General features: G+C 59.1%; 13 protein-coding genes. 7 read left to right on the forward strand and 6 right to left on the reverse strand.

The genetic code is table 11. The annotated features are described in order from the left end of the window. The first annotated feature begins 25 nt into the window (after positions 1-25). Positions 26-790, forward strand: coding sequence for a helix-turn-helix transcriptional regulator (locus ACTHLA_RS13875; protein WP_440190407.1), 765 nt, complete (start codon positions 26-28; stop codon positions 788-790). A gap of 5 nt (positions 791-795) precedes the next feature. Here the strand turns inward: ACTHLA_RS13875 and ACTHLA_RS13880 are convergent, their stop codons facing one another. The 4 genes from ACTHLA_RS13880 to ACTHLA_RS13895 form a co-directional block, all read right to left on the reverse strand. Then, positions 796-1,032, reverse strand: coding sequence for a hypothetical protein (locus ACTHLA_RS13880; protein WP_440190410.1), 237 nt, complete (start codon positions 1,030-1,032; stop codon positions 796-798). Between the two features lie 126 nt (positions 1,033-1,158). Further along, a complete protein-coding gene (locus tag ACTHLA_RS13885; protein ID WP_440190413.1) occupies positions 1,159-1,380 on the reverse strand; it encodes a helix-turn-helix domain-containing protein in 222 nt (73 codons plus the stop codon). Positions 1,381-1,505: 125 nt separating this feature from the next. Then, complete coding sequence (locus tag ACTHLA_RS13890; RefSeq protein WP_440190416.1) at positions 1,506-2,159, reverse strand: acyl-homoserine-lactone synthase; 654 nt, start codon at positions 2,157-2,159, stop codon at positions 1,506-1,508. Between the two features lie 91 nt (positions 2,160-2,250). Next, positions 2,251-2,997 carry a helix-turn-helix transcriptional regulator gene (locus ACTHLA_RS13895; protein ID WP_440190419.1) on the reverse strand — a complete coding sequence of 249 codons (747 nt, stop codon included), beginning with the start codon at positions 2,995-2,997 and terminating at the stop codon, positions 2,251-2,253. A 186-nt stretch (positions 2,998-3,183) separates the two neighbouring features. On the opposite strand from ACTHLA_RS13895, the gene ACTHLA_RS13900 reads away from it, so the two are divergent. Beyond that, entirely contained in the window at positions 3,184-4,110 is a 927-nt protein-coding gene (locus ACTHLA_RS13900) for a fatty acid desaturase (protein ID WP_440190422.1), read from the forward strand. 547 nt (positions 4,111-4,657) lie between these two features. Here ACTHLA_RS13900 and ACTHLA_RS13905 read toward each other — a convergent pair. After that, on the reverse strand, positions 4,658-5,212 hold the full coding sequence (locus tag ACTHLA_RS13905) for a cytochrome b (protein ID WP_440190425.1): 555 nt from the start codon (positions 5,210-5,212) through the stop codon (positions 4,658-4,660). Positions 5,213-5,291: 79 nt separating this feature from the next. After that, positions 5,292-6,425 carry an ABC transporter substrate-binding protein gene (locus tag ACTHLA_RS13910; RefSeq protein ID WP_440190428.1) on the reverse strand — a complete coding sequence of 378 codons (1,134 nt, stop codon included), beginning with the start codon at positions 6,423-6,425 and terminating at the stop codon, positions 5,292-5,294. A gap of 152 nt (positions 6,426-6,577) precedes the next feature. Between ACTHLA_RS13910 and ACTHLA_RS13915 the strand changes: the two genes are divergently transcribed. The 5 genes from ACTHLA_RS13915 (at position 6,578) to ACTHLA_RS13935 (ending at position 14,964) form a co-directional block, all read left to right on the forward strand. After that, positions 6,578-7,246: a response regulator transcription factor gene (locus ACTHLA_RS13915; RefSeq protein WP_440190431.1), complete on the forward strand. Its 669-nt coding sequence runs from the start codon at positions 6,578-6,580 to the stop codon at positions 7,244-7,246. Next, positions 7,246-8,673 (forward strand): sensor histidine kinase, encoded by a 1,428-nt coding sequence (locus ACTHLA_RS13920; protein WP_440190434.1) that lies wholly within the window; start codon positions 7,246-7,248, stop codon positions 8,671-8,673. Before ACTHLA_RS13915 ends, ACTHLA_RS13920 begins: the two co-directional genes overlap by 1 nt. A gap of 162 nt (positions 8,674-8,835) precedes the next feature. Next, positions 8,836-10,164: an MFS transporter gene (locus ACTHLA_RS13925; protein WP_440190437.1), complete on the forward strand. Its 1,329-nt coding sequence runs from the start codon at positions 8,836-8,838 to the stop codon at positions 10,162-10,164. 337 nt (positions 10,165-10,501) lie between these two features. Further along, complete coding sequence (locus ACTHLA_RS13930; protein WP_440190440.1) at positions 10,502-12,742, forward strand: TonB-dependent siderophore receptor; 2,241 nt, start codon at positions 10,502-10,504, stop codon at positions 12,740-12,742. A 170-nt stretch (positions 12,743-12,912) separates the two neighbouring features. Then, positions 12,913-14,964: a PepSY domain-containing protein gene (locus tag ACTHLA_RS13935; protein WP_440190443.1), complete on the forward strand. Its 2,052-nt coding sequence runs from the start codon at positions 12,913-12,915 to the stop codon at positions 14,962-14,964. Positions 14,965-14,974 lie beyond the last annotated feature (10 nt).

Consider the following 14,974-nt stretch of genomic DNA (forward strand, 5'->3'; position numbering starts at 1 on the left):
ACGATTCGCGTGCAACGAGTTTTAAATGGGACATTTCCAGGCTATCGGCGGACATCTTGGCGAAACCTATCGCTTTGAAGATTTTGTCTGTGACTGCACAGGCGCAAGGACAACGCAAGGGCTGTTCGAGCTCTTTACAAGAGCTATGGCGCGTCAGGGCTTTGACCGCATCATCTTTTCCGTGCCGCGTGACCTGGACGTTCCTGAAGAGCAGAACAGACTTGGCCTTTTCCATAATTATCCGGAAGACTGGCAGGCCTATTATGATGAAAAAGGCTTCGCAGCTATTGATCCGGTTTTACGGGCGGCGGGGATGTATGACTGGGCGTTCGAGTGGTCCGGTTTGGAGCGCGATTTTCAGCTCAGCGACCGCCAGACCCGATTTATGCGGTTAGGGGAAGAAGCCGGGCTGCACAACGGCGTTGGCGTTCCGTTTCGCGGTTCGCGCGCGCAAATCGCTGGCGTCGCGCTGGCCACGTCGCGACATGACGATGAGCGATGCGCCAACCTGGATCTGATCAACGCCTATTGCACGCAATTCTACGTGACCTTCAAGCGCCTGGCCGTTCGGGGTCAGGGATCCGCAGACTGCGTTTTCCTGACCCCGAAGGAATCCGAGATTCTGTGCTTTGTCGCGAACGGCTGCACCGATGACGATATCGCCGACAAGCTGAGCATTTCGCGTAATACAGTGGACACCCATTTGCGGCACATTTTCCATAAGCTGGATGTCAACAGCCGCGTCGCCGCCTCCGTCAAGGCGATCACGGCGGGGCTTATTTTCCCCTAAAGCGCTTAGGTCTCGAACATCCGCGCCTGTAAGGCCGCGCGTAAACGTGACACGTGGGCTTCAAGCCCGTTGCCAAGCGCCTGGTTTAGCACCTCAGCTAAATGCGGAAGATTCGCCCGGCGCGCCTCTTCAGACAGAAATTCCAGCGCAACGAAGATACGCTGCGCCATGTTTTCGGTGTTGCCCTTTTCGTCGACTTGTGGTGCGTCTTGAGTTTCAGCGGTAGCGACTTTTAACGACATGAGACCCTCCTTCATGTGCGTGAGTCCTGATCGCAGCCATGTTTTGTTTTTGGCCGGGTGGCTCACCTCGCCAACACAGCATTATTCGCCGGTGTGCGGCATCACGTAGGTTCGTGATGCCGCAACTTAATTTGGCCCTACGGGCTCGTCCGGGTCGTGAAAATAACCCAGTGTGACATGAAAGCGTCTGGCGAGATGGTAAAGAATGGCAGGTGTCGCCTGACACCGACCGGCCTCGATGTCTTCATAATCCGCAATCGGAATGCCGAGCAGATCGCTAACCTGTTGAGCGGTAAGATCCAGCGTTCGCCGCCGCCTTGAGATCTGACTTCCGATGACCTGATCCACAAAATCTCTGCTTGCCTGCATTCGGATAGTCTCTCTGGCCTCGGAAGCGGAAAGCGCCACGCTTGCACTTGCGAGTCACTTGCAACACTTTCGGCGATTTTGCAACTCTTGCGCGTTTCAGATCCTCACGCGGCGCATTGCTCGGTCTCAGCTCCCACGGGGCCGACGATTGCCTCGTCAAGATCAAGCACGCCGCTTATACCTGTGGTCGCGTTTACGTTGCGTAACTGATCGCGGTTAATGTCGATTGCGGCGGCCTGAATGCGCGCATGTGCGCCAATCTCCTGAACAGGTCCGAGACGGTCCAGTGACACGCCGGAGCGTTCGAAAACCGACCGCAGGATCAGGGTCGGCATCAGGCCGACAATCTTGCGAATCTCGTTGGCCAGCCCGAACTCGACGTAGGCGCACGCCAGCTTATGGCAGATGGCTCGTCTCTGCCCCGCCGGCAGGTTCTTATCGATGCAGAACCGCGTCCCTTCCCATACCTTCGGATCATGCAAAAGGCTGTGATCCTCAACAAGATCGGGCCAATGATCGGCAAGCATGCAGCCCAGATGCGTCGGCGTCAGGCGGCTGACGCCGAGCACGTTTTTGTCGTCTTCGGTGTAAACCAGATATACCGAAGCGAGTGTGTCATATTCGTCGAACTCCATGCCGTTGAAGGAGTGGACGTCGTAGTGCTGGCGGTCGATAAACTCCTGGTGCCGCAGGCGAAACTGCCCGAAGTACAGCTCGCCGCGTGACGTCATATTGCGATAAGAAATAGCCCGGATCATGTGCGCCTCCCTAATTGGACACGCACACTCAACACCGGGGCGATCGCAGCAAACATCACGCGGGCGCGTGACCACCGGCTCACTCAGGCCGTTACAGGTGGATCAATCCCGCCAATATGCCCTTCACGACGGCTCCGACGCGGTTATTGACCTCAAGCTTTTGGTAGATATGGCGTAAATGGGTGTCGACGGTGTTGGCGCTGATATTCAGCTTGCGACCGATCTCATCATCGCTGATGCCCGTTGCGACCCAGTGCAGAATCTCCTGCTCTTTTTTCGACAGGGCCGCAACGATCGCCTCCGGTTTTTCGCGCCTGTGGCGCAGGCGTTTAAAGGACAGGTAGAATTGGTTGCAGTAGGCGGACACGAGGTCAAGGCTTGGTCGGCAGGCGTCAAGCTTTTGGGAGGTTGCCAGGGCCACGCCCGCAATCTGGGCCCGGTCGCCGTGAAGCGGTATGCCGACGCCATTATGAAGGCCAGCTTCTTCCCCCAGACGGAAGAAGCGGATCTGTCGGCTCGACAGGGCGTGTGAACGTTCGATATCGCGCCAGCGAAACGCCCATGGGTAGGTGCCAGCCGCCTGCAGCACCGGATCGATGCGAGCGAAGTCTTTCTCGGCATAATATTTCTGCCAGTCGTCTGGATAGTTCTGGAACAGACCGATCCGGTTGTCGTCGTCCGGCAAATCCTGATCGCGAGGGACCGAAAAGATGATGCGATCAAACCCGTATGTCTGCATCGCCTCGGTGAAGCGATCGAACAGCTGGTCGACCGAATAAATGTTGTTAGTGGTTTCGATGAAGTCCTCGAAGTGATGCCCATTGGCTTTTAACAGCATTTTACGCCCCTTTTCTCGTGCAAAAACATGAGGGTCGTGAACCGCGTTAACCACGTCACGCCCGAGGGCATTCTTACGATCGCTCGCCTATTCGGGGAATTTTATCCAGGTCACGCGCGCGCGTGATGGTCCATGCGCATCCTTCACATAGCCTTCCCGACGGATTGCTCTTTTCGGGAGGACAAGATGGGTTACGATCGCGACACCACTATCAACGGCTACCTCAAGCCGCAGGACCTCAAGCGTCTGAGTCGGCGCATACCTCTGACATGGGCGCGCGATTGCGCGCTCGACTGGATTGTCATCGCGCTTACCTTCTGCGCGCTCGGCGTGTCACATGCCTGGTGGCTGGCGCCGTTGGCCGTCCTCATCGTTGGCAATCGTCAGCATGCTTTGGCGCTCCTGGGCCATGACGGCACGCATTGCACCATCTGTTACGACAAGCGTCTGAACGACCTTACCAATGATCTGTTCGCCTGGATGCCGCTTGGGCTGACAGGCGACGGCTATCGCAATCTGCACATTTTGCATCATCGCGATCTGGGTAGCGAGCGCGATCCGGAAATCGTCTACAAGGGCCTTCGTGCGAACCAGTGGGATTTGCCTGCGAAGTTGCCTGACGTCCTCATGCTTGCGGCGCGCGATCTCATCGGCGGCGGTCTTATCGACTACAAGATCATTTTCGAATATTCGAAGCCCACGCGCTTGAGGGCCTATCTCTGGCTCGCCTTTTGGCATGTCGCCTTTACGGGGACGATGATCGCGCTTGGTCTTTGGTGGGTTCCGCTCATCTGGTACGTCTCGCTGCTGACCAGCTTCATCATGTTTTTCCGGCTGCGTATGTGGATTGAGCATCAGGGCACCGACACCACGCAACGCCTACACCTGAACTGGTGGCAAGGCCCGCTTCTGGCGCCCCACCTGAGCTGGCATCATTGGGAGCACCATTTCTGGCCGTCGATACCTTACAGCCGACTGCCGCAATTACGCAGGCTGATCCCGCAGGTCAAAACCCGTACACTGATAGAACTAATCAGCTATTACGAGGCCGTCAGCGCGATCCCCTCTGGAACAGCCCTGCGCAGATCACACGAGGAACTTCCGACTGAATAACGCCTCGGGTTTCGAACACCGTCGTTACCATAAACTGAGCATTCGTCGCTTTTGGGGTCTCGGTAATGGCACATCGAGCCACGCTCTAAGCCAGACTAAGAGCGTGGCTCCTGAGCGCCCAAAGAAGAAATGAAGCTGGTGCAGTGGCAGATCAATAAAAGGCGGAAGTGCCTCATCACGCCACCAGTTGAATGCACGTACGGCTTGTTAACCTCGGTCACAATTACCGAACTTCCGTTCCGAGTCGCCTGGGAGATCATGCAGACCGCTTCGCCATTCTGGAAAACGACCTCGTCAAACAAATCTTTCGACCGATAAGCCTTCTGGGCAGGTTATAAAAGCAATGGTATTTTCAAGGTTGAGGCGGACCGGGCGACCTGAGGTGATGTTGAGGACGGATCCCCTTGCATTTATCTTTTATCGCCCTACGCGGTCAGTCAAACCAGCCCAACACGAGGTTCAGTCACTGAGAAGCCGACCGTCACCGGCGAGGTCCTAAGGGGTACAGAGAATAGAGTTTCGGGAATAATGTTGTCGAGGCTTTGGATCAAAGATTAGAAATGTCAGACCGGTGAGGCAGCATCGCCATAAGGGTTTGATCGCGCAGGACTAGGTGATGATAGAGCGCGGCCACCGCATGCAGGCCAACTATGCCAGCTAGAATGTTGGCCGCCAGATCGTGCCACGAATTGACATCATGCTTGAGCGCGCCAAGGCCGATTTCGGGCAACTTGACGAGGTTGAACATCGGGAAGCCGCGTGCGAAAGCATTGACAATCCCAAGCATCACAACCGCAGCCAACAAACCATAAAGTCCTGAGTGCACGATGCTGGCGATCTTACGAAGCAGGCCCCGCTCCGGTAGCGGCCCTTGCCGCTTTGACCCAAAACGCCAGACCAGACGCAAGGCAAATACCGCCGCGAGTCCAAACCCCAAAAGCACATGGACAGACCAGACGTCGACACGAAACGGCCCGCGCGGCAGAAGGCCGGTTGTGCGCCCCATCACCCACAACACAATGACCAGAACGGCGCTTGTCCAGTGATAGGCGCGTGTACGCGCATCGTAATGAATGGCTGTGATTGTCTCGCCTGTTGTCATGGTCCCGCCTGTTCTCGCATTGTCAGGCACTGTGACCCGGTTTTACTGTCAACAACCTGTCATACCTTGAGGCAATGGATCAAACCTGATCACCGGTCACGGACGGGGGCTGCGCCGCAGCGTCATATGGGAATATCTCGCGCCAGCGCTCGGCAAACCGCCGACGTTTGAGCTTATCTAGCCCAACCAGTAGAGCGGGTCCCAAACGTATACCGCGCGTTTCGCCATGTGCGGTTTCCAGAAGGCTGCCCTGAGTCATATCGGTTCGCACCGGGTTCATGAATAGGTTTGATAACTGGCTCTGACCACGCTTTGACAACAGATAGTCTAGAAAAACGCTCGCCGCGTTCGGATGAGGGGCCACACGCGGGATAAACACGATCCGCGACATGAGAAGCGTGTAGTCCTGCGGCACTACAAGGCCGATGGGGCTATGGGCATGGGCCTGTTCCGACACATAGGAGCTGATCAGATTATAGGCCAGAAGACGCTTTCCGGCGGCCAGATCGCTGACCATTTCTTGACTAGCGGCATAGAGCTGCGTGTCGACATCGGCCAGGGCGTGCAGCAGCCGGTCGGTATCGGGCGTGGCCTGTTCGTCCTGGCTTAGAAACAGATAGCCGGCAGCGGAGGCGAGAGGATCATAGGTCGCCACCTTGCGGCGATACGTGTCCGGCTTGCGTGTCAGAAGATCGACAAATGCCCCGTGTGTCGAAGGCAAATCGGCGGGGTCCATTAAGGTCTTGTTATAGGCGAATACGATGGGTTCGGCTGTCGCGCCATAGGCCTGTCGTTTCCAAACAGCCCATTCCGGCAAGGCGCGCGCTTCAGGGGATTCGTACGGGCGCGCATAACCGTCATTGACCAGCTTGATCTGACGATCCATCGCCGAACTCCAGGCAATGTCAGCCAATCCGGCGCCCTCATCACCTTCCTTGATGATCTGGCGATTGAGTTCTATGGTGTGCAGGTTGACGTAATCGACGCGGATCGGCGCGAACGCCTTTTGAAAGTCATCGATCAGTGGCTGCATCTTCGTCTTTTCGGTTGCGGAATAGACGGTCACGACACCTTCACGCCGGGCTTCAGCGAGGCGATGATGGGAGCTGCGAGCATAGGCCTGACTGCGCGGCGCGGCGGGTGAGCAGCTGTTTTCCAGCAGGGCTAGCGCAGGCGTCGCCGCCATCATTCCCAGAAAACTGCGTCGCTTCATAGCTGACCCCTGAGCCACCGCGGCCGCCTCTTGTCCGTCTGGACATGCAGCCTTGCGGCATATAACGATGATCCGGCGCGCAAGACCAGACCCAAAACTATATGGCGAAAACCGGCGGCGCGCCCCTGCAGGGCGGAAGAAGCGAACGGATCATGGCGCGTATATTAGTCGTGGAAGATGATGCGGCCTTGTCGCGTGGCCTGAGCAGCCTGATCGCCGCCTCAGGACATGCCGTTGATGTGGCCGCCAATGGGCAGGACGCGCTCGACATGGCGCATGACGAACCTTATGCGCTGATCATTCTCGATATCGGCCTGCCGGACGTGACCGGATTTGATGTGCTGGCGCGTCTGCGTCAGAACAGAGAAAAAGTGCCGGTCCTGATGCTGACGGCGCGCGATAGGGTTACCGACAAGGTGCGCGGACTGGATCTCGGCGCCGACGACTATCTGCTGAAGCCCTTCGATCCGATGGAGTTGGAAGCCCGGATGCGCGCGCTGCTACGGCGCAGTACGGGCGAAGCCTCGCCGGTTATTCAGATTGGCGCTCTCAGTTTTGACGCCACAACTGGCCTCGTGACGGTCAATGACCGCGAGATAAATCTTCGCCGTCGCGAACGCGCTGTGCTGGAGCGCCTGATCGCCCGGCCTGGCAAGGTCGTACCGAAAGAGCGGTTAGCCGCCGAAGTGTTCAATTACGACGATGACGTCGCACCCAATGCGATCGAACTGTATGTGGCGCGGCTGCGGCGCAAGCTGGAGCCCGACGGCCCTCAGATCCGCACCCTGCGCGGACTTGGCTATATGCTGGATCCGGGCTGATGGCCGAGGCGGTCAACAGTCATGCGCTTCCGGCGGAGCGTTCGCCGTCCCTGACCGGACGGCTAATCGGCGGGCTGATTGTGCCAATGGTGCTGCTGGCGCTGGCGCTCGGCATTGCCGGAGCCATCTCGGTGCGCCATGCCGTTACGACCGTCAGCGACACCATCCTGCTGGCCTCCTCGCACGCCATTGCCGAAACCCTGGCCGTCGACAAGGGCGAGGTTACGCTGGACCTGCCGCCTTCTGCCTTTGGCATGTTGGAAAACAACGCCCAGGATAATGTCTATTACACCATCCACCACAAGGGGCAGGTGATCACCGGCTATGCCGATCTGCCGCTGATCGGCGCAGGCCTTGCCGATGGCGAACATACCTTTATCGACGACGTTTATCGCGGCCAGCCCATTCGCCTAGTGGCCGAGGCGCGTCGCCTGCCGCGGCTGAATGGCCTGATCGTGGTCGAGGTGGCTGAGACGACCAGCGGGCGAACTGTGATTTCCCGTCATATACTCTGGATTCTCGGCAGTCTGGAAGGTGCGCTGATCCTGCTGGTTCTGGTGCTGATTCCGCTTGCGATACGTTGGGGCCTGCATCCGCTGGTGCGCCTGCGCGCCACGATGGACAGCCGCAATGCGCAGGATTTCACGCCGATCCCTCTGGCGCAGGCCCCCGCCGAGCTGCGCGGACTGGTCAGTTCGTTCAATGCCCTGCTGCATCGCCTCGATCTGGCGGTGGAGGGGGTGCGCCGGTTCAGCGCCGACGCTTCGCATCAGATGCGCACGCCTCTCTCGGTGCTGCGCAGCCATGTCGCCCTTCTGAAAAAGGCCAGTCCACCCGACAAGACCTCCCGCAGCTCATTGCATGACATAGACGAGGCCGTTGACAGGCTTGAGCGGCTGGTCACGCAGCTTCTGGCGCTTGGCCGCGTCGATGGAGCGACGCCCCTGCCGACTGCGCAAACGCCCTGCAACCTGTCGCAGCTTGTGCAGGAGGCGGCTTCTGATCTGGCCATGATGGCGACGCGACGCCGGGTCAATCTGGCGCTGGAAGCCCCGGCTTACCCCGTCTGGGCCATGACGGACGAGCCTCTCGCCCATGAAGTGATCACCAATCTGATCGACAACGCCATCCGCTATAACCGTCCGCGCGGACATGTGACTCTGAGCGTTTTTGCTGCGGACGGACGGGCGCGGGTCAGCATCGAGGATGACGGCCCCGGCATTCCGCCCGCTGACCGCGAGCGGGTCTTCGAGCGTTTCATCCGCCTGTCGCCGGACGCCGATCACAGCGGCAGCGGGTTGGGTCTGGCGATTGCGCGCACGCTGGGTGATACGCTGGGCGCACATATCACCCTCTCGACGCCCGAGAATGGCCAAGGTCTGCGTGTCGTCGTCGATTTCCCGTTAGCCGATGGCGAATACGCCTGATTCTTACTCCGAACTGTAAATTTTACAGTGACCTGACAGCTTCATGACAGCTTGAACGCCTAGGGTCTGGCGCAGGGCCGACACCACGCCAACAGATCAGGCCTCCGGATCACGACCGCCGCGCGCTTCGGTGCGCCTGAGCGGTCCACAGGGACGAATATCTTGACACTTTTGATAACAGCCGAAAACCGTGTCCGCCTGAAGGCCACGCTCCAGGTCGCCAGTGGCAACTTCCTGGAAATGTACGATTTCATGGTCTTTGGCTATTACGCCGCGGCCATCGGCAAGGCGTTTTTCCCATCGGGCAATCCGCTCGTTTCGCTGCTGGCCGCCTTCATGGCCTTCGGCGCGGGCTTCCTGATGCGTCCTTTGGGCGCGATCGTGCTTGGCGCCTATACCGACCGGATTGGCCGGCGCAAGGGCCTTATTCTCACCCTGTCGCTGATGTCGGTCGGCACGCTTTTGCTGGCCATCGTGCCCGGCTACAGCCGCATCGGCCTTCTGGCGCCCGTTCTGGTGCTGTGCGGACGCCTGTTGCAGGGTCTTTCGGCAGGTGTCGAACTCGGTTCGGTGTCGGTCTATCTGTCGGAAATGGCCACACCTGCCACGCGCGGTTTCTGGGTGTCGTGGCAATCGGCCAGCCAGCAGGTGGCGGTGATCTTCGCCGCCTTCCTTGGCCTGACCTTGAATCATTTTCTGGACGCCAGCCAGATCTCGGCCTGGGGCTGGCGCATTCCACTGCTCATCGGCCTGTCGCTGGTGCCGCTTTTGTTCAAGCTGAGAGCATCTCTGAGCGAAACGGCCGCATTTGAGGCCGCGCCGCATCATCCTGATCTTGCCGAGATCGGCAGCACGCTCGTGCGCCATTTTGGTATCATCATAACTGGGATGATGATGGTGATGATGACGACGGTCTGCTTCTACCTGATCACCGCCTATACCCCCACATTCGGTCGCAGCGTTCTGCACCTCAAGGTGTGGCAAAGCATGCTGGTCACGGTCTGCGTCGGTGTGACCAACCTGATCTGGCTGCCGCTGTCGGGCGCCCTGTCCGACCGTATCGGGCGCAAGCCGATCATGATCGCCATGACCTTGCTGGCGATCCTTACCGCCTACCCCGCCCTGATCTGGCTGACAACAGCGCCGTCCTTCATGCGTCTTCTTTTGGTAGAGCTATGGCTGTCTTTCATCTTCGGCAGCTATAATGGCGCCACCGTCGTTTATCTCACCGAAGTCGTGCCGCCGCGCGTTCGCGCCACCGGCTTCAGCCTCGCCTATTCACTGGCTACCTGTCTGGGCGGCTTTACGCCTGCAATTGCGACTGCTCTGATCGCCTATACTGGTAATAAGGCCGCGCCGGGCCTGTGGCTGAGCGCCGCCGCCGTCGTCGCCCTGATCGGTATCCTGTGCAGCCGGCCTTTTGCGGCCAGCCCGGCGCCTGCAAGCGCCGTGCGCGTCAAAGCGGCTCTATCCGGTGAACATCGGGGCTGAGACAGGTTGATTTAAATTTTTCGGAGAATTTTGACGACAGCTATGTGACAGCTTGAGTCGCTAGTCTCAACACTAACCAAGGGGCGAAGTAAACTATCGCCTGAGAGCAGGGAAACGACCGTCAGCTACAGCCAATCGTGCCAGAGGGCATGCTTGCCGTTACTGACGCCGAAATGAATGTCTTCCTCTGTAACATAGAAGAATATGCCAGTTCTTCGCGGTTGCAGCACAGGCAGTCTGATTTCCTGTCGCTTTCATGGCGGCCCTCTGGACAAAGCGTAAAACACGATAACAACGGTCACGGCGGACTCTCCGATGACCGGCAGGGAGGCTAAACATGAAAACCCGTACAAAACTGCTGATAGGCGTCTGGCTGGCGACGCCGCTGATGTGGCCGCCACTCACTGGCCATGCCCAAACAGCCGACCAGACCACTGCCGGAGCAACCGCCCCGACAACGACTGACGATGCATCGAAGGACAAGGACACCACCCTGGTCGTCGTCACCGGCAAGTTTCTCGACCGCAACGCCAGTTCTGGCACCAAGCTGAAAATTCCGGTCATGGACACGCCGATGACGGTGGCTACCTATTCCGGCTCATTCATGCGCGCCATTGAAGTGACGCAAGTTGCTGATCTCTACAAGTACATGACAGGCGTGCAGCGTGCGGGCAATACGGGTTACGACATGACTCTGCGCGGCTTCAAGACCGCCGCCACCGACCGCAACGCCATCATGACGGATGGTTTACCGGGCCTGACCGTGCGTTTCGGCTCGCCGCCCACCATCGGCACCGACCATGTCGAGGTCGTCAAGGGACCGGCTTCGATCTTCTATGGCCAGGTTCAGCCCGGTGGTTTCGTCAATATCGTCACCAAGAAGCCGGAGCGTTTCCAGCACACGGAAATCGAAGCCACAGGCGATGCCAGCCTGGCCGGTTACGGCCATGAGGGCGGCGGCGCCATCGCCGTCGATTCCACCGGGCCCGTTCCCGGCACGGATAAGCATTTTCTGTACCGCATCGTCGCCCAGGGCGGCAGCACGCATGGCTTCCGTGATAACGATTTCGAATATCCGGTCTATGTCGCGCCCAGCCTGACCTGGGAGATGAGCAGCGAAACCCGCGCAACGCTGCAGCTTGAATATCGCCGCACGAAGACGCACTACGATTCCTATCTCGTGGCTCCCGGTAACCTGATCGCCAATGTGGCGCCGATCAACACCACCTATCAGGAGCCGGGCGACAGCCAGTATGAACGCGGCGCGACCGCCAGCCTGTTCGTCACGCACGATTTTTCGACCAGTCTGCATGGCAATCTCAGCTATCGCTATGTGAATCACGAAGACGGCGCGACCGGTCTTGATGTCAACAAGATCTCCGCTGACGGCCTGACCCTTACCCGCCGTGTGCGCGGCCAGATCAACAAGCGGACCTACGGGTTCGGCGACGCCAACCTTTTATGGGATTTCAACGTTGTCGGCATTGCCAATAAGCTGGTCACCGGGGTCAACTGGGGCAGGGAAACCTCGGACTTCGACCGCACTCAGTTCTATAATGCGCCCAATACCGGCACGGACTCCCTGACCGTATCGGTGCTTGACCCGCAACATGGTCTGGCGCGCGACTATTCGACCTATCCGGCCGTCAACAGCAACACCCCCCAAAATCTCAATGACCGCCTGACCACCAATAATGCTTTCGGCGTCTATATCTCTGACCTGATCACCTTCACGCCGCAACTGAAGGCGATGATCGGCGCGCGCTACTCAAAGGAAGACTTCACGATTGCCGAGCTGAAGCTGCCGAATGTGCCAACTCAGTCCGGCTCGAACCACGACGCCCTGCCGATGGCCGGGATCGTGTACGAACCTACCAAATCATGGTCGCTCTACGCCAGTTACTCGACCTCCTTCGTGCCGGTGCCCGCCTCCAATCAGGACATCAACGGCCAGTACAGCTTTACACCGACTACAGCCTCGTCCGTCGAGGTCGGCCTGAAATCAGACCTGCTCGATCACCGCCTGCGCTTCACCATGGCCAGTTTCGATATTCGTAAGAAGCATGTGATCAACACCTTTACCTGCCCGCTCGGCACCTGCGCCGAACAGCTCGGCGCGGAAGAATCCAAGGGGCAGGAACTGGAGATCAATGCCCAGCCCATTCCCAACTGGCAGATCCTCTTCGGCTACTCACACCTCGACTCCATCGTCAGCCAGTCGAACATCGCCAATCAGGTCGGCGCGCTCCTGCCCAATGTGCCCAAGGACAACGCCCACATCTGGACGAGGTATGATATAACTAAAGGCGCGCTCAACGGTCTGGGCCTTGGACTGGGTGTCTCCTATGTCAGCGCCCGCAATGGCCTGCTGCCCACCGCCACCTCGACCGACACCCTGACCATGCCCGCCTATACGATAACCGACCTGGCGCTTTACTATACAATCCGCAATGTCGATCTCACCCTGAAGGTCAGCAACCTGTTCAATACTCGCTATTACGCCAGCGCCTCCAGCGCGATCGCGATCATGCCGGGTGAGCCGGAGACCATGACACTGACACTGAGAACGCATTTCTAGGGTTCGTGCAGGCTGGTGTCCTCCCCACCTGCCTGCCCTTACCGCGTTCCGGCCCGCAGGGCATTTACCCCTCCCGTGACCGGGCGCAAACTGAGCCGTGATCTTTCGGACTGCCTTAGGGAGGGTCACGGCTATTTTATCTCCGCAACCCAGCCGGTGACTTCATCCCAATGCACAGCCGCTTTCGAAAATCCCTGACCTGGCTCCACACATGGGTGGGCCTGACCGCCGGACTGGCGATGGTTTTTCTGGCTGTTACTGGCGGGATCGTGGTCATGCGCGGTCATTTCGAGGATCAGCTCAACGCTCATCTGGTGCGCGCCTCTGTTTGCGCCAGTCCCCTGCCGCTTGACACCCAGGTCGCCAGCGCCAGAAACGCCCATCCTGGCAAGGGCCTCGACAGCATAGAGCTGCGCGCCGAGGCGGCCACCTCCACCGCCGTGCTGTTCAAAGATAAAACCTATGTCTATGTCGATCCCTGCACGGCGAAAATTCTGGGTCAGCAAAATGCCTATGGCGGCTTTTTCGGCACACTGGACGGCTGGCATCGCTTCCGTTTCATCCACAATGGCCGCACGATTGCGGGTATACTTGATCTGACCTTCGCCCTGATCCTGATCGTCGGCGGAGTCATCCTATGGTGGCCACGCCGCCCGGCCGACCTGAAAGCCGCGCTTGTCTTCAATCCGCGACTCAAGGGGCTGGCGGGCGAACTGAGCCTGCACAAGGTGATCGGCATCTGGGCCACGGCGCTACTGCTCTTGCTGACCGTAACGGGCCTGCCCATCGCTTTCGACTGGGCGCGCCTGCCACTGGCCTGGGCGACGCACTCCACGACCGATGCCCCAAAACCGCCGAAGATCGCCATGCCAAAAGGCGCGCACATGACATCGTGGCAATCCCTCGATGACGGTGTACGCACCCATATGCCCGACATGACCTGGATGGCCATCAGCCCGCCCAAGCCCGGTCAGGGCGCGCTCAAGGTCGAGGTGATCGAGCGTAGCGCACCGCATATCGAGGCCAAATCCTATCTGTTCTTCGCTGCCGCAGATGGCCATTTGCTCAGGGCCGCGCCCTACGCCACAGGCGTGTCGGCCGGGCGAAAGGCCTATCTGTACATTCTGGCCCTGCATTCTGGTCTGGTCGGCGGCATCGTCTATCAGCTCGCGCTCGTGATCGCATGTTTCTGCGTGCCGGTTCAGGCCTATACGGGCGCCAATCCCTATCTACGCAAATGGCTACGTAAAAATGCCGCCAAAGCCAGCTCCACACCAAGCCTTTGCTTGCGCGTGGTGAACCGCAAGGTCGAGGCCGAAGATATTGTCAGCTTCGAACTGACCGCCACGGACGGCCGGCCCCTGCCCGCCTTCAGCGCCGGTTCGCATATCGAGGTTGAGATCGCACAGGGCCTGACGCGCCAGTATTCCTTGTGCAACGACCCCAGGGAGACGCACCGTTATCTGATCGCCGTACTCAAAACGCCCGATTCACGCGGCGGCTCCCAGGGTCTGCATGAGCGTGTGCAAACCGGCGATATACTCAAGGTCAGCCTGCCAAAGAACCATTTCCACCTCACCCATATCGAAGGCCCCGTCGTGCTGATAGCGGGTGGCATCGGCATCACGCCGATCCTGTGCATGGCAGAACGCCTTGCCGCGATAGATGCGCCGTTCGTACTCCACTATACGGCCCGCACCGCTGGACGCATGGCCTTCGCCGAGCGCATCACCAGCTCCGGCTTCGCGCAGGCGGCCCACCTCTACCGCAATGACCAGGGTGAGCATCTCGATCTTGATCGCGTGTTCGCCGCCGCCGATCCGGCCAGCCACATCTATGTATGCGGCCCGGCTGGCCTGATTGAGGCCGTGCGCGACCGGGCAGCCGCCGCGGGCTGGGCGCAAGATCATATCCATCAGGAATATTTCAAAGCCGCCGCCAGCGACGCCGTCAACCTGCCCTTCCAGGTCAAGCTGGCCAGTTCGGGGGCTGTGCTGGACGTGGCCGCCGATCAAACCCTCGTCGCGGCCCTTGAACAGCATGGACTGCGTATTCCCACCTCATGTTCGGAGGGCGTATGCGGCGCCTGCCTCACTCAGGTGCTGGAGGGCGAGGTCGAACACCGCGATGTCGTCCTGTCGCCCGCAGAACATGCCCGTAACGATCAGATGACGCCGTGCTGTTCCCGGGCCAGAAGCCCTCTGCTTGTTCTCGATCTTTGAAAGCCGAAAG

This window comes from Asticcacaulis sp. (assembly GCF_051956075.1).
In the GTDB taxonomy this organism is placed as follows: Bacteria; Pseudomonadota; Alphaproteobacteria; order Caulobacterales; family Caulobacteraceae; genus Asticcacaulis.